The 16961-nt window shown below is 70.3% G+C and carries 15 protein-coding genes; 7 read left to right on the top strand and 8 right to left on the bottom strand.

The annotated features are described in order from the left end of the window. Nucleotides 1-400: 400 nt before the first annotated feature. From K206_RS0132750 to K206_RS0132725, 6 genes are all read right to left on the bottom strand, one after another. Nucleotides 401-628: a sulfurtransferase TusA family protein gene (locus K206_RS0132750; RefSeq protein WP_011297045.1), complete on the bottom strand. Its 228-nt coding sequence runs from the start codon at nucleotides 626-628 to the stop codon at nucleotides 401-403. Between the two features lie 25 nt (nucleotides 629-653). Further along, the gene (locus K206_RS0132745) at nucleotides 654-1241 is read right to left on the bottom strand and encodes an NUDIX hydrolase (RefSeq protein WP_020206525.1); all 588 of its coding nucleotides are present in this window, start codon (nucleotides 1239-1241) and stop codon (nucleotides 654-656) included. 128 nt (nucleotides 1242-1369) lie between these two features. After that, entirely contained in the window at nucleotides 1370-2401 is a 1032-nt protein-coding gene (locus K206_RS0132740; RefSeq protein WP_020206524.1) for a low specificity L-threonine aldolase, read from the bottom strand. A 72-nt stretch (nucleotides 2402-2473) separates the two neighbouring features. Next, nucleotides 2474-2662: a 4-oxalocrotonate tautomerase gene (locus K206_RS0132735; protein WP_020206523.1), complete on the bottom strand. Its 189-nt coding sequence runs from the start codon at nucleotides 2660-2662 to the stop codon at nucleotides 2474-2476. Between the two features lie 60 nt (nucleotides 2663-2722). Beyond that, on the bottom strand, nucleotides 2723-3496 hold the full coding sequence (locus K206_RS0132730; RefSeq protein ID WP_029044355.1) for a class II aldolase/adducin family protein: 774 nt from the start codon (nucleotides 3494-3496) through the stop codon (nucleotides 2723-2725). Nucleotides 3497-3612: 116 nt separating this feature from the next. Beyond that, nucleotides 3613-4827 carry a YbfB/YjiJ family MFS transporter gene (locus tag K206_RS0132725; protein WP_020206521.1) on the bottom strand — a complete coding sequence of 405 codons (1215 nt, stop codon included), beginning with the start codon at nucleotides 4825-4827 and terminating at the stop codon, nucleotides 3613-3615. Nucleotides 4828-5068: 241 nt separating this feature from the next. Here K206_RS0132725 and K206_RS0132720 point away from each other — a divergent pair, with 241 nt between their 5' ends. The 3 genes from K206_RS0132720 to K206_RS0132710 all read left to right on the top strand — a co-directional run bounded on the left by K206_RS0132720 (nucleotide 5069) and on the right by K206_RS0132710 (nucleotide 8299). Next, nucleotides 5069-5932, top strand: coding sequence for a LysR substrate-binding domain-containing protein (locus tag K206_RS0132720; RefSeq protein WP_020206520.1), 864 nt, complete (start codon nucleotides 5069-5071; stop codon nucleotides 5930-5932). 133 nt (nucleotides 5933-6065) lie between these two features. Further along, on the top strand, nucleotides 6066-7538 hold the full coding sequence (locus tag K206_RS0132715; protein WP_020206519.1) for a nodulation protein NfeD: 1473 nt from the start codon (nucleotides 6066-6068) through the stop codon (nucleotides 7536-7538). 2 nt (nucleotides 7539-7540) lie between these two features. Continuing rightward, nucleotides 7541-8299 (top strand): slipin family protein, encoded by a 759-nt coding sequence (locus K206_RS0132710; protein WP_029044354.1) that lies wholly within the window; start codon nucleotides 7541-7543, stop codon nucleotides 8297-8299. Between the two features lie 175 nt (nucleotides 8300-8474). On the opposite strand, the gene alaS is transcribed toward K206_RS0132710, so the two are convergent. Continuing rightward, nucleotides 8475-11099, bottom strand: coding sequence for an alanine--tRNA ligase (alaS, locus tag K206_RS0132705; protein WP_020206517.1), 2625 nt, complete (start codon nucleotides 11097-11099; stop codon nucleotides 8475-8477). Between the two features lie 341 nt (nucleotides 11100-11440). Here alaS and K206_RS0132700 point away from each other — a divergent pair, with 341 nt between their 5' ends. From K206_RS0132700 to K206_RS0132690, 3 genes are all read left to right on the top strand, one after another. Next, nucleotides 11441-12661, top strand: coding sequence for a CaiB/BaiF CoA-transferase family protein (locus K206_RS0132700; protein WP_020206516.1), 1221 nt, complete (start codon nucleotides 11441-11443; stop codon nucleotides 12659-12661). 88 nt (nucleotides 12662-12749) lie between these two features. Continuing rightward, nucleotides 12750-13205 carry a DUF2214 family protein gene (locus K206_RS0132695; RefSeq protein ID WP_020206515.1) on the top strand — a complete coding sequence of 152 codons (456 nt, stop codon included), beginning with the start codon at nucleotides 12750-12752 and terminating at the stop codon, nucleotides 13203-13205. A gap of 28 nt (nucleotides 13206-13233) precedes the next feature. Then, nucleotides 13234-14253 (top strand): tripartite tricarboxylate transporter substrate-binding protein, encoded by a 1020-nt coding sequence (locus tag K206_RS0132690; protein ID WP_020206514.1) that lies wholly within the window; start codon nucleotides 13234-13236, stop codon nucleotides 14251-14253. A 41-nt stretch (nucleotides 14254-14294) separates the two neighbouring features. On the opposite strand, the gene K206_RS0132685 is transcribed toward K206_RS0132690, so the two are convergent. Continuing rightward, a complete protein-coding gene (locus K206_RS0132685; protein ID WP_020206513.1) occupies nucleotides 14295-16037 on the bottom strand; it encodes a potassium/proton antiporter in 1743 nt (580 codons plus the stop codon). A gap of 337 nt (nucleotides 16038-16374) precedes the next feature. Between K206_RS0132685 and K206_RS0132680 the strand changes: the two genes are divergently transcribed. After that, nucleotides 16375-16836, top strand: a complete 462-nt coding sequence (locus K206_RS0132680; RefSeq protein WP_029044352.1) for a tripartite tricarboxylate transporter TctB family protein — start codon at nucleotides 16375-16377, stop codon at nucleotides 16834-16836. The last annotated feature ends 125 nt before the right edge of the window (nucleotides 16837-16961 follow it).

Raw genomic sequence — 16961 nt, 5'->3', positions numbered from 1 at the left:
GTTTCAAGCCGGGGCCACCGCGCCCACCACGAATCCAGTACCGATCGAGACATCGCACCCATCCGCCCCGGTCGCGGCAGCAGCCCGAAGGGCCCGGGCCTACGCCATCATGCAGCGCTACCACGAATCGAACACCACCCGAGAGAGCGTGGCCACCAAAACCGGTACCGGCAGAACCCCGGCAGAACCACAGACCCCACCACGAAACCAGAAACACTAGAAACCCCAACGTTTCTGCCCCTGCCGGCCAGGCAGTCCGCTTTCTTGGCTTACTTTCTTTTCGGACAAAAGAAAGTAAGTCGCTCCGGAGGAGCGAAAGCCTTTGACTTTGATGTTGACTTTAAGCCGTTGATTTTGAAGTTAAGCCTTTGACTTTAAAGCCCCCTCAAACCCAAATCCCTCACCGCCTCCGCATATAAAAAACAAACACCTTATCCACCTCCTGATGCGACAGCAACTCATTGCCCGTCTGCTTGGCGAACGCCTGAAAATCACGCGTCGCCCCCGGATCGGTGGCCAGCACCTTGAGCACATCGCCGCTGGCCATGTCGGCCAGCGCCTTCTTGGTACGCAGGATCGGCAGCGGGCAGTTCAGGCCCCGCGCGTCCACTTCTTTCTGGAACTCCATTCCGCTCTTCCTTGGTTCTGGGTATTTATGGCCTGTATTGTAGCGAAGCGCCGGTCAGGTCGAACGCATCGCGGCGGCGCGGATCGGGGATGTCCTCGCCGGTGTTGCGGTCGAAGAAGCGCACCGGGTAGCCGCGCGAGGCCAGCCAGTCGGCCACCGCGAAGCCGGTGCCGGCGGACCAGATGCGCATGTCGCCGGGCGCGACCAGCTTGTAGTCGGCCAGTTCTTCCGACAGCGAGACGGTGCCGCTGGCCTGCACGTGGTAGGCGATGATCAGCTCGTTCTTGCGCATGAACTCGTACACGCCGATCAGCGACACCGCGTGCGCGTCCAGGTTGGTCTCCTCCTTGAGCTCGCGCGCCACGCCCTGCTCGGGCGTTTCGTCGCGTTCGAGGAAACCCGTCACCAGGGCGAACATCTTCTCGGGCCAGGCGGCGTTGCGCGCCAGCAGCAGCTTGCCTTCGTACTCGACCACCGCGGCCAGCACCGGCAGCGGGTTGTTCCAGTGGACGAAGCCGCAGTCGGGCTGGACGCAGGCATCGCGCTCGCGGCCGGAATGCGGCAGCACTTCCAGCGGCGAGCCGCATTGGGGGCAGTATCGGTAGTAGGACATTGCGGAGCTCCTTGTCTTTCGGCCTTGCCGGCCTTGTTGTCTGTCTGCCGGCCCGTCGGCTTGCCACGATGCCGGTGTTGCCTCCTGCTTGCCCGCCGGCGCCGCGCCCGGGACGCACCCGGGCGCGCTCAGGCGGCGCAGGCCACGCGCATGTCGGCGGCCAGCGCCTCCACGGTTTCCGGCTGCAGGTCCCACGCGCACATGAAGCGGCAGCCGCCCGCGCCGATGAAGGTGTAGAAGCGCCAGCCCTTGGCGCGCAGCGCCTCGATGGCCGTCAGCGGCAGTTCGGCGAAGACCGCGTTGGACTCGGTAGGGAACATGATGCGCACGCCCGGGATGGTGGCGATGCGCTCGTGCAGCAGCTGCGCCATCGCGTTGGCGTGGCGCGCGTTGGCCAGCCACACGTCGTTCTCCAGCAGGCCCAGCCACGGCGCCGAGATGAAGCGCATCTTGGAGGCCAGCTGGCCGGCCTGCTTGACGCGGTAGGCGAAGTCCTCGGCCAGCTTGCGGTCGAAGAACACCACCGCCTCGCCCACCGGCAGGCCGTTCTTGGTGCCGCCGAAGCACAGCACGTCGACGCCGGCGCGCCAGGTGATCTCGGACGGATGCACGCCCAGCGAGGCCACCGCGTTGGCGAAGCGCGCGCCGTCCATGTGCACGCGCAACTGGCGACGCTTGGCGATGGCGGCGATGGCGCGCACCTCCTCCACCGTGTACACCGTGCCGACCTCGGTCGACTGCGTCAGCGACACCACCTTGGGCTTGGGATAGTGGATGTCGGAGCGGCGCGTGACCAGCGCCTCCACCGCGTCCGGCGTGAGCTTGCCGTTGGGGCCCGGCGCGGTCAGCAGCTTGGAGCCGTTGGAGAAGAATTCCGGGCCGCCGCATTCGTCGGTCTCGATGTGCGCCAGCTCGTGGCAGATCACCGAGTGGTAGGACTGGCACAGCGCCGACAGCGCCAGCGAGTTCGCCGCGGTGCCGTTGAAGACGAAGAAGACTTCGCAATCGGTCTGGAACAGGTCGCGGATGCGGTCGCAGACCTTCTGGGTCCAGGAGTCGTCGCCATAGGCCTGCTCGTGGCCGCTGCCGTTGGCTTCGAGGAAATACTTGAGCGATTCCGGACAGAAGCCGGCGTAGTTGTCGGAGGCGAAATGCTGCATGAAAGGGGAATCCGTGATGAGTGGAATGCGTGCGGTATCAGCGCGGCGGGCGCCGCGGGGGCCGGCCGGCGCCTACTTCTTGTCGGCCCACAGTTCGCCGCCGGTGGCCCAGTTCTCGCGCTTGACCTCGGTGATGACGATGTCCACCGCCGAGGCCGAGCAGCCCAGCGTTTCGCAGGTGACGCGGGTGACTTCCTCGACCAGCTTGCGCTTTTGCTCGATCGAGCGGCCTTCGAAGAGTTCTACGTGGTAAGTCGGCATGGCGTGGGTTCCTGTGTTCCGGGGGTCTTGATGAGGCCGGGAGCGGCGCGCGGGGGCGCGTCAGTCGCGGTAAGAAGCATCGATTCTATCGAGTTTGCGCAGCAGCGACGGCCATTCCAGCTCGCCTTCCAGCGCGCCGCCGTCGTCGAGCTGCGCGGCGGCATGCGCGGCCACCGCGGGCGCCGGCTGCACGACCTCGCCGCCGGCCTGGGCGGCGATCTGGATCTCGCAGGCCTTGATCAGCGTGGCCATCAGCACGTAGGCCTCGGCCACGGTGCGGCCCACCGTCAGGGTGCCGTGGTTGCGCAGCAGCATGGCCGGCTGCCCGCCGAGCGAAGCGGTCAGGCGGGCGCCCTCGGCCGGCGAGAAGGCCAGTCCCTCGTAGTCGTGGTAGGCCAGCCGGCCGTGGAAGCGCATGGCGTGCTGCGACAGCGCCAGCAGGCCGCGCGCCTGGGCCGACACCGCCACGCCGGCGGTGTTGTGCAGGTGCATCACGCACACCGCGTCGGACCGCGCGGCGTGCACCGCGCCATGCAGCGCGAAGCCGGTGACGTTGACCGGGTGCGCGCTGGCGCCCACCACCTCGCCGCGGCCGTTGATCTTGACCAGGTCGCTGGCGCGGATCTCGTCGAAGGCGAAGCCGAACGGGTTGATCAGGAAGTGGTCCGGCTCGCCCGGCACGGCGGCGGAGATATGCGTGTAGATCAGGTCGTCCCAGCCCTGCAGCGCGCACAGGCGGTAGGCCGCCGCCAGGTCGGCGCGCAGGCGCGCCTCGAGCGGCGTGGCGGGCTGGGTGGCGCCCGCGGCGCGGGCGGGCTGCAAGGCGAATGACATGGGGATCGGCTCCTGCGCCACGCGCGCGGCGCGCCCGTGCGGGCGGCGGCGCGGCGCAGCGAAGGCGATACTGTAGCGCAAGCCCGTGGCGCCGTCAGGCGCGGCCCCGCGCGCGGCTAGCGCGCCGGCGCGCGCGCCATCCAGGCGAACATCGCGCCGCCCAGCAGCAGCGCCGCGGCGGCGCAGCACAGCGAGGCGGCAAAGCCGCCGGTGCGCGCCACCAGCGCGGTGGCCAGCGGCGGCCCGACGATCTGGCCCAGCCCGTAGCTGGCCGTCATCAGCCCCATCAGGCGCTGCGCCTGCCCGCCCCACAGCCGCCGGGCCTCGCGCATGGCGAACGCCACCAGCGCGTTGAACGGCAGCCCCGCCAGCAGGCTGCTCAGCGCGAAACCCGCCACCGTGGGCCACGCCACCGCGATCGCCACGCCCGCGGCCTGCATGGCGTAGGTGAAGGCCAGCAGCTTGCGGTTGTCGCGCTCGGCGCCCACGCGCGACGCGGCCAGGGCGCCGATCGTCACGCCGGCGCCGAAGATGGGCCAGAACAGGTCGGCCCAGACCGAGCCGGGCATGGCCTGGCGCGCGATCACCGGCAGAAAGGTGGCGGTGATGATGTAGCCGAAGCCGGCCAGGCCGTAGGCCAGCGTCAGCAGCCAGGCCGCGCGGTCGAGCCGCGGCATGGCGGCCGTGGCCGCCGCTGCCGCCGTGGCTGAACCGGTGGCGGCGCGCGGCGCGGGCCGGAACACCTGCCAGACCGCCGCGACCAAAGCGGCGCCCAGCACGCCGAAGGCCAGCCAGGCCCAGCCGGCCCGCCAGCCGGCGCCGACCATGCCGAACGCCGACACCCCGGTGAAGACGATGCCGATGCCCGGGCCGCAGAAGATCAGGCCGCCCAGCGGCGCGCGGCCCAGCTCGGCCAGCCGGTGCATGCACCACGCCGTGCCGTAGACCATCACCAGCGCGCTGGCCACGCCGGCGGCGGCGCGCCACAGGCCCCACGCCGCCATGCCGCCGGGCGCGGCCATGCCCAGCGTCAGCAGCACGGTGGCGGCCAGCCCCAGCCGGACCATGCGCGCCGGCTCCGGGCGCATGAACAGGCAGGCCGCGGCGCCGGCGAAATAACCGAGGTAGTTCAGCGTGGCCAGCCAGCCGCCCTCGCCCAGCGTGACGCTGCCGTCATGCAGCATCATCGGCAGCAACGGCGTGAAGGCAAAGCGGCCGATGCCCATCGCCACGCCCAGCGCGGCCAGCCCGGCCAGCGCCACGGTCCAGGTGCCGGGCTGCGCGCGCGCGGGCGCCAGCGCGGCGTCGAGCGGGTGGTCGGCGCTGCCCATCAGCCGGCGCCTCGCGGGGAGCGGAAGACGAGGCGGAAGACGAGGCGAAAGCCGGGCGCGCGGGCGCCGCGGGTCGGGAATGTGGAATCCATCGCCGCATGCTACGCTGCCGGGACGCCGCTGAAAAATGAATAATCGAGAACACAATGATCTTCCAGCGAGATGGAAGATGGCGTGGACCGGCGGCGCTGGCCGGCAAGGCACGCGGCACGCCGGCGGCAACCCTGGCAAAGGCATCGCAATGGACCTGGCATCCCTGGAAATCTTCCGCTCCGTGGTCGAGGAAGGCGGCGTCACGCGCGCCGCGGCGCGCCTGCACCGCGTGCAGTCCAACGTCACCACCCGCATCCGCCAGCTCGAGGACTCGCTCGGCGTGGCGCTGTTCCTGCGCGACGGCAAGCGCATGGTGCTGACGCCGGCCGGGCAGACCCTGTTCGACTACGCGCGGCGCGTGCTGGACCTGGCCGAGGAAGCGCGCCAGGCCGTGCTGCCCGCCAAGCCGCAGGGACGCCTGCGCATCGCCTCGATGGAAAGCACGGCGGCCAGCCGCCTGCCCGCGCTGCTGGCCGCCTACCACCAGACCTGGCCCGAGGTGCAGCTCGAGCTGGTGACGCTGCCCACGCGCCAGGCGCTGCAGGCGCTGGGCCGCTTCGAGGTGGACTGCGCCTTCGTGGCGGAGCCGCTCGACGATCCCGCGCTGGCGTCGCTGCCGGCCTTCCGCGAGGAACTGGTGCTGGTCGCGCGCGAGCACCACCCGCCCATCCGCGGCGCGGCCGACCTGGAAAGCCGCACCATGCTGGCCTTCGAGCCGGGCTGCCATTACCGCATGCGGCTGGAGACCTGGCTGGCCGCCGGCGACAGCCCGCCGCGCCGGGTGCTGGAGCTGGGCTCCTATCACGCCATCATCGCCTGCGCGGCGGCCGGCATCGGCGTGGCCATCGTGCCGCGCTCGGTACTTGCCCTGTACCGCGACCTGCCCCGCATCAGCCTGCATCCGATGGGCGCGGCGGGCAAGGCCGACACGCTGCTGGCCTGGCATCCGGCGATGGCGAACACGGCGCTGACGGCGCTGGCCGAGCGGGTCCGGCTGGCCGCGGCGGCCTGAACGCCACCCGCGGGCCGCCGGCCGGCGCGGACCAGCGCGGTGTTCCCGGCAGGATGTGGCCGTTCGCCTACACTGGAAGTGGCGCCGCGCTTGCACTCACTGTGCCGGCGCCCTTGCCATGATGCGTGCTCCGATGCTCTTGCGATGGCTTGCCGCCGCCAGCCGGCCCGGCCTGGCTGCCGTCTTTGCCACTGTCCTCGCCGCCATCGCCTTTGCTGCCCCGGCGGCTCCGCCGGCAGCGCCGGCCGCGCCGGTCGTGGTGATCCCGCTCAAGGGCGCGGTCGGCCCGGCCAGCGCCAGCTTCATCGTGCGCGGCATGGCGCATGCCCGCGACGGCGGCGCGCAACTGATCGTGCTGGAAATGGACACGCCCGGCGGGCTGGACCTGTCGATGCGCGAGATCATCCAGGCCATCCTGGCCTCGCCGGTGCCGGTGGCCGGCTACGTCTACCCGGGCGGCGCGCGCGCGGCCAGCGCCGGCACCTACATCCTCTACGCCAGCCACATCGCCGCGATGGCGCCGGGCACCAACCTGGGCGCGGCCAGCCCGGTGCAGATCGGCATTGGCGGCCCCGGCGGCGCGCAGAAGCCGGAAGCCACGCCCGCCTCGGCGCCCGCCGGCGCCCCGCCGCAGGACACGATGGAGCGCAAGCAGATGCACGATGCCTCGGCCTACATCCGCGGCCTGGCGCAACTGCGCGGGCGCAATGCCGAATGGGGCGAGCGCGCGGTGCGCGAGGCGGTCAGCCTGTCGGCCAGCGAAGCCGTGGCCCAGCGCGTGGCCGACCTGCTCGCGCCGGACCTGCCGGCGCTGCTGCGCGTGCTCGACGGCCGGCGCGTGCAGGCCGCCGGCGTGGAGCGCGTGCTGCACACCGCGCAGGCGCCGGTGCAGATGCTGGAGCCGGACTGGCGCAGCCGCTTCCTGGCGGTCATCACCGAGCCGAGCGTGGCGCTGATCCTGATGATGATCGGCATCTACGGCCTGATCTTCGAGTTCTCCACGCCGGGCATGGTGCTGCCCGGCGTGGCCGGCGCGATCTGCCTGCTGCTGGCGCTGTTCGCGCTGCAGATGCTGCCGGTCAGCTACGCCGGGCTGGGCCTGATCGCGCTGGGCGTGGGCTGCATGGTGGCGGAGCTGTTCCTGCCCACCTTCGGCGCGCTCGGCGTGGGCGGCATCATCGCCTTCGTGTTCGGCGCGGTGATGCTGATCGACACCGACGTGCCCGGCTTCGGCATCCCGCTGTGGCTGATCGGCGCGCTGGCACTGGCGAGCGCCGCCTTCCTGCTGGCCGTCTGGACGCTGCTGTGGCGCGCGCGGCGCCTGCCCACCGTCAGCGGCGGCGACGCCATGCTCGGCCTGCCCGGCGTGATGCTGGAGCTGCGCGACGGCGCGCGCCAGGACGGCTGGGCCGAGGTGCGCGGCGAGCGCTGGCGCGTGCACGGCGCGCTGCCGCTCGCGCCCGGCCAGCGCGTGCGCGTGATCGGGCGCCACGGGCTGCTGCTGGAAGTGCGCGCGCTCGATGCCGCCGAGGATGCGGCCGAAGGTCCCGTCCAAGATGCGGCCAACGCGCCGGCCGCCATCCACCCATCCACTCGAGGAGCATGATCATGGCATTCGGATTCAGCGCGGGCGGTCTGGTCTTCCTCATCGCCCTGCTCATCGTCTCGTCGATCCGCGTGCTGCGCGAATACGAGCGCGGCGTGGTGTTCATGCTCGGGCGCTTCTGGAAGGTGAAAGGCCCCGGGCTGGTGATCCTGATCCCGGCCGTGCAGCAGATGGTGCGCGTGGACCTGCGCACGGTGGTGATGGACGTGCCGCCGCAGGACGTGATCTCGCGCGACAACGTCTCGGTCAAGGTCAACGCGGTGGTGTACTTCCGCGTGATCGACCCCGAGCGCGCCATCATCCAGGTGGCCAACTTCCTCGAGGCCACCAGCCAGCTCGCGCAGACCACGCTGCGCTCGGTGCTGGGCAAGCACGAGCTCGACGAGATGCTGGCCGAGCGCGAGCAGCTCAACATCGACATCCAGAAAGCGCTCGACGCCCAGACCGACAGCTGGGGCATCAAGGTCTCGAACGTGGAGATCAAGCACGTCGACCTCAACGAGACCATGATCCGCGCCATCGCGCGCCAGGCCGAGGCCGAGCGCGAGCGGCGCGCCAAGGTGATCCACGCCGAGGGCGAGCTGCAGGCCTCGGTCAAGCTGCTCGAAGCCGCGCAGATGCTGGCGCGCGAGCCGCAGGCGATGCAGTTGCGCTACCTGCAGACGCTCACGCAGATCGCCGGCGACAAGAGCTCGACCATCGTGTTTCCGCTGCCGATCGACATCCTGACGCTGATGGGCAAACTCAGCCGGGAAACGTAGCAAGGGACATGAAAAAAGGCGCCGAAGCGCCTTTGGGGAACTGCCCGAAGCAATGAACGGAGCCGACGGTCTTTTCCGGCACGGCGGCATTCGCCGGCGCTGACCCTCCCCCCCCTCCGACCCCGCAAGCGGGAGAGGGGGGCGAACCGATCGGACGATCGGCGCCTTTGGAACCTCAGACCTTCGCCGCCACCCACTCGCCCACGCCGGCCAGGGCCTTGGGCAAATTGGCCGGCTCGGTGCCGCCGGCCTGCGCCATGTCGGGACGGCCGCCGCCCTTGCCGCCGACCTGCTGGGCGACGAAGTTGACCAGTTCGCCGGCCTTGACGCGGCCCGTCGCGTCCGCCGTCACGCCGGCGATCAGGCTGACCTTGCCGTCGGCCACGGCACCCAGCACGATGGCCGCGCTGCCGAGCTTGTCCTTGAGCTTGTCCATCGTCTCGCGCAGCGTCTTGACGTCGGCGCCGTCGAGCTGGGCGGCCAGCACCTTGATGCCCTTGACGTCGATGGCCTGCGCGGCCAGCTCGTCGCCCTGCGAGGCGGCCAGCTTGCTCTTGAGGCGCTCGAGTTCCTTCTCCAGCGCGCGCACCTGCTCCTGCACCTGGCCGATGCGCGGCACCAGCTCGGACGGCTGGGCCTTGAGCGCGGCGGCGGCTTCGTTGAGCTTGGCGTCGAGCGCCTGCAGGTAGTGCAGCGCGTTGTCGCCGGTGATGGCTTCGACGCGGCGGATGCCGGCGGCCACGCCGCCTTCCATCACGATCTTGAACAGGCCGATGTCGCCGGTGCGCGCCACGTGGGTGCCGCCGCACAGTTCCTTCGAGCTGCCGATCGACAACACGCGCACGTCGTCGGCGTACTTCTCGCCGAACAGCGCCATCGCGCCGCTCTTGACGGCATCGTCGAACGGCATGACCTCGGCGCCGGTGGCGGCGTTCTGCAGGATCTCGGCGTTGACGATCTCCTCGACGCGGCGGATCTGCTCGTCGCTCATCGGCGCGTTGTGCGAGAAGTCGAAGCGGGTCTTGTCGGCATCCACCAGCGAGCCCTTCTGCTGCACGTGGGTGCCCAGCACCTCGCGCAGCGCCTTGTGCATCAGGTGGGTGGCCGAGTGGTTGCGCATGGTGCGCGCGCGGCGCGCCGCGTCGACCTGCGCGCTCACGCTGTCGCCGACCTTGAGCGCGCCGCCGGCCAGCGTGCCCTGGTGGCCGAACACGTCGGCCTGCACCTTGGTGGTGTCGGCCACGCTGAACACGGCCGCGCCGGCGCGCAGTTCGCCCTGGTCGCCGGCCTGGCCGCCGGACTCGGCGTAGAACGGGGTGTTGTCGAGCACCACCACGCCGGTCTGGCCAGGCTGCATGGTGTCGACGGCGGCGCCGTCCACGTACAGCGCGGTGATCTTCGCGCCGTCCACGCCCAGCTTCTCGTAGCCGTGGAAGGTGGTCTTGTCGCCGTGGTATTCGAGGCCGGCGGCCATCTTGAACTTGCCGGCGGCGCGGGCCTGCTCGCGCTGGCGGTTCATGGCCGCGTCGAAGGCGGCTTCGTCCACCGTCAGTTCCTGCTCGCGGCACACGTCCTGCGTCAGGTCGAGCGGGAAGCCGAAGGTGTCGTGCAGCTTGAACGCGAGTTCGCCGTCGAGCACGGTACCGCCCTTGGCCTTCACGTCGGCCAGCGCGGCGTCGAGGATGGCCATGCCGTTCTCGATGGTCTCGAAGAAGCGCTCTTCCTCGGCCTTGAGCACCTCGGTCACGCGCGACTCGGCCTCGGCCAGCTCGGGGTAGGCCTGGCCCATCTGCGCCACCAGGTCCGGCACCAGCTTGTGGAAGAACGGGGTCTTGCGGCCCAGCTTGTAGCCGTGGCGGATGGCGCGGCGCACGATGCGGCGCAGCACGTAGCCGCGGCCTTCGTTGCCGGGGATCACGCCGTCGACGATCAGGAACGAGCAGGCGCGGATGTGGTCGGCGATGACCTTGAGCGAGTTGTTGTTCAGGTCGCTGGTGCCGGTCTCGCGCGCGGCGGCCTTGATGAGCGCCTGGAACAGGTCGATCTCATAGTTGCTGTGCACGTGCTGCAGCACCGCGGCGATGCGCTCCAGGCCCATGCCGGTGTCGACGCAGGGCTTGGGCAGGCGCGGCATGTTGCCCTGCTCGTCGCGGTTGAACTGCATGAACACCAGGTTCCAGATCTCGATGTAGCGGTCGCCGTCTTCCTCGGGCGATCCCGGCGGGCCGCCCCACACTTCCGGGCCGTGGTCGTAGAAGATTTCCGAGCACGGGCCGCACGGGCCGGTGTCGGCCATCTGCCAGAAGTTGTCCGAGGCGTAGCGCGCGCCCTTGTTGTCGCCGATGCGCACGATGCGCTCGGCCGGCACGCCCACTTCCCTGGACCAGATATCGTAGGCTTCGTCGTCTTCCGCGTACACCGTGACCCACAGCTTCTCCGCCGGCAGGTGGTAGACCTTGGTCAGCAGCTCCCACGCGTACTGGATGGCTTCGCGCTTGAAATAGTCGCCGAACGAGAAGTTGCCGAGCATCTCGAAGAACGTGTGGTGGCGCGCGGTGTAGCCCACGTTCTCCAGGTCGTTGTGCTTGCCGCCGGCGCGCACCGAGCGCTGCGACGACGTGGCGCGCGTGTACGGGCGCTTGTCGGTGCCGAGGAACACGTCCTTGAACTGCACCATGCCGGAGTTGGTGAACAGCAGCGTCGGATCGTTCCCCGGCACCAGGCTGGACGAGCGGACCACGGTATGGCCCTTCGATTCGAAGTACTGCAGGAACTTGCTGCGGATGTCGGAGACTTTCATGTTCTGGGCAGGGCGTCCCGCGGCGTGGCAGGTCGCTGTCGGTCAGTGTGGATTTGCAAACCATTGATTATACGGGGAAGCCTGCCCCCGCGGCGCGGCGCCGGGGCTTTCGCGGAGCGGGCGGCCCCGGGTGCGGCGCGGCACGGCGCGATGTGCCTCCGGCGGCGTGCCGGTGGTAAAGTGCTGGCTGTCCCGGCCGGCCGCCCCGGGGCCGGCTGCCCGCCGCTCCCGGTTGCCCCGAGATTGCCCTCGAACGCCGCCCCCCGCTGCCCGCGGGAACCCGGCGGCGGGGGCCGCCCGGCCTTCTCCTGCCCACCCCTTCCGGAACCGCATCCAACCCAATGGGAGCCTTAAGCCACCTCCGCGTCCTCGACCTGACCCGCGTTCTCGCCGGGCCGTGGTGCGCCCAGAACCTTGCCGACTTCGGCGCCGACGTGATCAAGATCGAGCGCCCCGGCGCCGGCGACGACACCCGCACCTGGGGCCCGCCCTGGCTGCAGGACGCCGACGGCCGCGACACCGCCGAAGCCGCCTACTACCTGGCCGCCAACCGCAACAAGCGCTCCGTGACCTGCGACATCAGCACGCCGGAAGGCCAGGACGTGGTGCGCGCGCTGGCCGCGCAGAGCGACGTGGTGCTGGAGAACTACAAGGTCGGCCAGCTCAGGAAGTACGGCCTGGACTACGCGTCGCTCAAGGCGGTCAAGCCCGACCTGATCTACTGCTCCGTGACCGGCTTCGGCCAGACCGGCCCCTACGCGGCGCGCCCCGGCTACGACTTCATCATCCAGGGCATGGGCGGCTTCATGAGCCTGACCGGCGAGCGCGACGACCTGCCCGGCGGCGGCCCGCAGAAGGCCGGCGTGGCCATCTCCGACCTGATGACCGGCCAGTACGCCACCATCGCCGTGCTGGCGGCGCTGGCGCACCGCGAGCGCACCGGAGAGGGCCAGTACATCGACATGGCCCTGCTCGACGTGCAGGTCGCCATGCTGGCCAACATGAACACCAACTACCTGGCCAGCGGCGTGGCGCCCAGGCGCTGGGGCAATGCCCACCCGAACATCGTCCCCTACCAGACCTTCCAGGCCGCCGACGGCTGGATCATCGTGGCGGTGGGCAACGACGGCCAGTTCCGCAAGTTCGTCACCGCGGGCGGGCGGCCCGAACTGGCCGACGACGCGCGCTTCGCCACCAACCCGCAGCGCGTGGCCCAGCGCGACGTGCTGGTGCCGATCCTGGCCGAGATGGTCAGGCCGCGCACGCGCGCGCAGTGGATCCTGGACCTGGAAGCCGCCGGCGTGCCGTGCGGCCCGATCAACACGCTGGACGACGTGTTCGAGGATGCCCAGGTCAAGGCGCGCGGCCTGCGCGTGGACCTGCCGCACCCGAGCGCCGGCGAGGTCAAGCTGGTCGGCAGCCCGATCAAGATGAGCGCCACCCCGCCCGAGGCCGTGCGCCACCCGCCGCTGCTGGGCGAGCACACCGACGCCGTGCTGGCGGACATGCTCGGCTACGGCGCGGAGCAGATCGCCGCGCTGCGCGCGAAGGGCGTGCTGTGATGCGGCGGGCCGCGGCAAGCAAGCACGCGCAAGAGACCTGACCCGCGCGCCGCCGGCCGGCGCCTGCCCACCCACGAGAGGAGTTTGGATGCTGACCGACGCCCTGCTGGCCTTCCTGCACTTCACCTTCATCTTCCTGCTGATCGCGCTGATGACCGCCGAGGCAGTGGTGCTGCGCCCCGGCATCACGCCGGCCACGCTGCGGCGGCTGTCGATCTACGACCTGGTCTATTTCCTGTCCGCCGTGGCGGTGCTGGCCAGCGGCCTGCTGCGCCTGTTCTTCGGCGCCAAGGGCGTGCAGTTCTACCTGCACAACCCGTGGTTCCACGCCAAGATGACGGTGTTCGTGGTGATCGCGCTGTGCTCGCTGCCGCCCACCTTCGCCATCCGCCGCTGGCGCCTGCAGGCCGGTGCGCAGCCGGACTTCGTGCCCGACGCGGCGGACCTGAAGACAGCGCGCCGCTGGGTCATGATCGAGGCGCACCTGCTGATCCTGCTGCCGCTGTGCGCGGTCATGATGGCGCGCGGCATCGGCATGCGGTAAGCCACTTTCCTCCGTACCACGCCAACCCATGCGCTTTTCCCTGTTCAAGCAACGATGCGCCGCGGCGCTGCTGGCCGCCGGCGCCCTCGCCATCCCGGGCGCGATGCCGGCCGCGGCCGCGCCGGCCTATCCCGCCAAGCCGCTCAAGTTCGTCGTGCCCTACCCGGCGGGCGGTCCGCTCGACACCGTGGCGCGCGCCATCGGCGACAAGCTCAAGGACAGCCTGGGCCAGCCCGTGGTGGTGGAGAACCGTCCCGGCGCCGGCGGCAACCTCGGCGCCGACTACGTCGCCCGGCAGCCGGCCGACGGCTACACCATCGTGATGGGCGCGGTGGCCACGCATGCCATCAACCCGACGCTGTTCGCCAGGATGCCGTACGACCCGGTCAAGGACTTCAGCCCCGTCACGCTGGTGGCCGACGTGCCCAACGTGCTGGTGATGCACCCCGGCAAGGCCGCCGCCCTGCACATCACCAGCCTGCGCGAGCTGGTCGAATACGCGCGCAGGAATCCGGGCAAGCTCGACTACGCCTCGGGCGGCAACGGCAGCGCGGGCCACCTGTCGGGCGAGCTGTTCAAGAGCATGGCCCGGGTCAGCATGGTCCATATCCCGTACAACGGCGCCGCGCCGGCGCAGTTGTCGGTGCTGTCCGGCCAGACCGACATGATCTTCGACAACCTCGCCTCGGCCGCGGCCAACATCAAGGCCGGCAAGCTCAAGGCGTTCGCCGTGACCACCGCGGCGCGCGCGGCCACCTTCCCGGAGCTGCCGACCATTGCCGAGGCCGGCAAGGGCCTGGGGCTGGAAGGCTTCGACATCTCCACGTGGTTCGGCGTGTTCGCGCCGGCCAATACGCCGCGCGAGATCGTCGAGCGGCTCAACCACGACATCGTGGCCATCCTCAAGACCGACGACATGAAGGCCCGCCTGGCGCGCATCGGCGCGCAGCCGGCACCGGGCACGCCGGAGCAGTTCGGCGCGCTGGTGCAGCGCGAGCTCAGGAAGTACGCGCAGATCGTCAAGGCGTCCGGCGCCAAGGTGGACTAAGCGTGGACTGAAGGTGGATGGAACGCGCCCGGGCGGCGCGCTCAGTCCTGCTGCGCCACCGCGCCGCGCGCCGCGCGCGGCAGCAGCAGCCCGACCTGGATGATGCGCGGGCCGTCCATGCGCGTCACGGTCAGCGCCAGGCCGCCGATCTCCACCGTATCCCCCTCCACCGGCGGCGACGTGAACGTCGCCTGCATGGCGGCCTCCAGCGTCATGGCCGCCTGCGCGGCGGTCAGGTCGCGCGTGCCGTACAGTCCCGCCACGTCGCGCAGCATGGCCTCGCCGCTCAGCAGGAAATCGTGGCTGGCCTTGCCCCAGGCCGGCGCCGGGGCCGGCTTGTGGAACAGCAGCGCCAGCGTCGGCACGCTGGTGCCCGGCGCCAGGATGGAAACCGCGTCGCCGGCGCGCAGCACGGTCTGCTCCGGCGCCGCCAGCGCCCGTTCGCGCACCACCGTGAGCAGGCGGCAGCGCGGCGGCAATTCGAGCTGGTCGGCGCGCAGGTGCTCGGCCGGCGAGCCGGCCTGCACCGCGAACTGCATCACTTCGAGCGCCGGCGCATGCGTGCCGTGCAGGCGCGCGCGCGCCAGCGGCTCGGGGTAGGCGGGCCGCAGCACGCGGGCCAGGCGCGCCGCGAACTTCACCGTGGTGCCCTGGAGCAGCAGGCTGGCCAGCACCACCGCGAAGGCCACCCGGAACAGCAGGCCCGATTCGGGCAAACCTTGCAGCAGCGGGAACAGCGCCAGCACGATCGGCACCGCGCCGCGCAGGCCCATCCACGCCACGAAGCCCTTCTCGCGCGCGCTGAAGCGGAACGGCAGCAGCGCCAGCCAGACCGCGGCCGGGCGCGCCACCAGCATCAGGAACACCGCCACCGCCGCGGCGGGCCCGGCCACTTCCCAGATCCGGTGCGGCGCCACCAGCAGGCCCAGCAGCAGGAACATCGCCGACTGCGACAGCCACGCCATGCCGTCCATCGCGCGCATGGTGTCGGCGCTGACCGCGCGGTCGCGGTTGCCGACCAGGATGCCGGTCAGGTAGACCGCCAGGAAGCCGCTGCCGCCGGCGCTCTGCACGATGGCGAACACCATCGCCCCGCCCGAGCACAGCAGGATGGCCTGCAGGCCCTCGGCCACGCGGATGCGCTCCATCACATTGGCCAGGCAGTAGCCCAGCCCCGCGCCCAGCAGGCCGCCCACGCCGAACTGCACCACCAGCCGCCACGCCAGCGCGCCCGCGCTCAGCCCGGCCGGCGCGCCGATCCATTCGATCAGCGTGAGGGTCAGGAAGATCGCCATCGGGTCGTTGATGCCCGACTCGATCTCCAGCACGCTGGCCACGCGCTCCTTGAGGCGGATGCCGCTGGTATTGAGCAGCGAGAACACCGCCGCGGCGTCGGTGGAGCCGACGATGGCGCCCAGCAGCAGGCCCAGCTTCCAGTCGATCTCCAGCATCCAGGCCGCGAACAGTCCCACCGTGCCGGTGGTCACCAGCACGCCCACGGTGGCCAGCGACAGCGACGGCCGGAGCGCCACGCGGAACGTGGCCAGCCGCGTGCGCAGGCCGCCGTCGAGCAGGATCACCGCCAGCGCCAGGTTGCCGACCAGGAAACTCAGCCAGGTATTGGAAAAGCGGATGCCGCCCGGGCCGTCGACGCCGGCCAGCATGCCCACCGACAGGAAGACCAGCAGGAACGGCACGCCGAGGCGCGCCGAGAAGGCGCCCACCACAATGCCCAGGGACATCACGACGGCGCCGATCAGGATGACATGGTCGATGCTTTCCAAAGCGGCTTTCCTTTTTAGTGCGGTGCCGCATTGCCCACACGCCACGGACGGGCGCGCCACGGCAGGGGCAGCGGACGATGATAGCGCAGCGCCCCGATGGCCCTACCGCGCGGCCCCGCGCAAGGCCCGACGCGAGGCCCGCCGGCGCCCCTTCATATGTCTCCTAGGGAGATACCCGCAGATTGACCATTTCACAAGACATCCGAAAGGTAACTGAAAGGTATTCCCCTTACTTTCCTCCCTGCCTGTGGCAGCCCGGCTTTCGCCCATCGTTTTTGTGCGACGCAGCATGCGCCAGCCGCCCGGATTTCAAGCAGATATATCGAGGAGAATCATTTTGCGCATACGTAGCCAAAAGGACTTTGCCTCCGGCCTGATGTTCATCCTGGTCGGATTCGGCTTTTCCTGGGTCGCACGCGGCTATTCCATGGGGACCGCGGCAAAGATGGGACCGGGATACTTCCCGTTCTGGCTCGGCGTCGTGCTCGCCCTGCTGGGCGCGCTGGTGCTGTGGAGCTCGCTGTCTTCCAAGACGGAAGAGGACCAGCTGGCCCGCTGGGACATCAAGACGCTGCTGTGGATCCTGGGTTCGGTGGTGCTGTTCGGCCTGCTGCTCAAGCCGCTCGGCATGGTGCTGTCGGTGCTGGTGCTGGTGCTGGTGTCCTCGATGGCCAGCCATGAATTCAGCTGGAAGGGCGCGGTGCTCAACGCCATCGTGCTGGTGCTGATCAGCGTGGGCGCCTTCGTCTACGGCATCAATCTTCAGATGCCGGTGTGGCCGGCATTCTTGGCAGGTTAAGGAGACGGCCATATGGAACTAATCGCCAACCTGGGCCTGGGCTTCTCGACCGCCCTGACCCTGCAAAACCTCGCCTACGCCTTCCTCGGCTGCGTGCTGGGCACCCTGATCGGCGTGCTGCCGGG

Source organism: Cupriavidus sp. WS (genome assembly GCF_000395345.1).
GTDB classification, from domain to species: Bacteria; Pseudomonadota; Gammaproteobacteria; order Burkholderiales; family Burkholderiaceae; genus Cupriavidus; species Cupriavidus basilensis_B.
Note: the sequence above shows the minus strand (reverse complement) of the source record. Positions and strands in the feature narration are given on the sequence as shown.

Excerpts from the sequence above, each read along its gene's own strand:
- K206_RS0132750 (WP_011297045.1), bottom strand. The coding sequence starts at position 628 with ATGGAGTTCCAGAAAGAAGTGGACGCGCGGGGCCTGAACTGCCCGCTG.
- K206_RS0132745 (WP_020206525.1), bottom strand. The coding sequence starts at position 1,241 with ATGTCCTACTACCGATACTGCCCCCAATGCGGCTCGCCGCTGGAAGTG.
- K206_RS0132740 (WP_020206524.1), bottom strand. The coding sequence starts at position 2,401 with ATGCAGCATTTCGCCTCCGACAACTACGCCGGCTTCTGTCCGGAATCG.
- K206_RS0132735 (WP_020206523.1), bottom strand. The coding sequence starts at position 2,662 with ATGCCGACTTACCACGTAGAACTCTTCGAAGGCCGCTCGATCGAGCAA.
- K206_RS0132730 (WP_029044355.1), bottom strand. The coding sequence starts at position 3,496 with ATGTCATTCGCCTTGCAGCCCGCCCGCGCCGCGGGCGCCACCCAGCCC.
- K206_RS0132725 (WP_020206521.1), bottom strand. The coding sequence starts at position 4,827 with ATGGGCAGCGCCGACCACCCGCTCGACGCCGCGCTGGCGCCCGCGCGC.
- K206_RS0132720 (WP_020206520.1), top strand. The coding sequence starts at position 5,069 with ATGGACCTGGCATCCCTGGAAATCTTCCGCTCCGTGGTCGAGGAAGGC.
- K206_RS0132715 (WP_020206519.1), top strand. The coding sequence starts at position 6,066 with ATGCTCTTGCGATGGCTTGCCGCCGCCAGCCGGCCCGGCCTGGCTGCC.
- K206_RS0132710 (WP_029044354.1), top strand. The coding sequence starts at position 7,541 with ATGGCATTCGGATTCAGCGCGGGCGGTCTGGTCTTCCTCATCGCCCTG.
- alaS (WP_020206517.1), bottom strand. The coding sequence starts at position 11,099 with ATGAAAGTCTCCGACATCCGCAGCAAGTTCCTGCAGTACTTCGAATCG.
- K206_RS0132700 (WP_020206516.1), top strand. The coding sequence starts at position 11,441 with ATGGGAGCCTTAAGCCACCTCCGCGTCCTCGACCTGACCCGCGTTCTC.
- K206_RS0132695 (WP_020206515.1), top strand. The coding sequence starts at position 12,750 with ATGCTGACCGACGCCCTGCTGGCCTTCCTGCACTTCACCTTCATCTTC.
- K206_RS0132690 (WP_020206514.1), top strand. The coding sequence starts at position 13,234 with ATGCGCTTTTCCCTGTTCAAGCAACGATGCGCCGCGGCGCTGCTGGCC.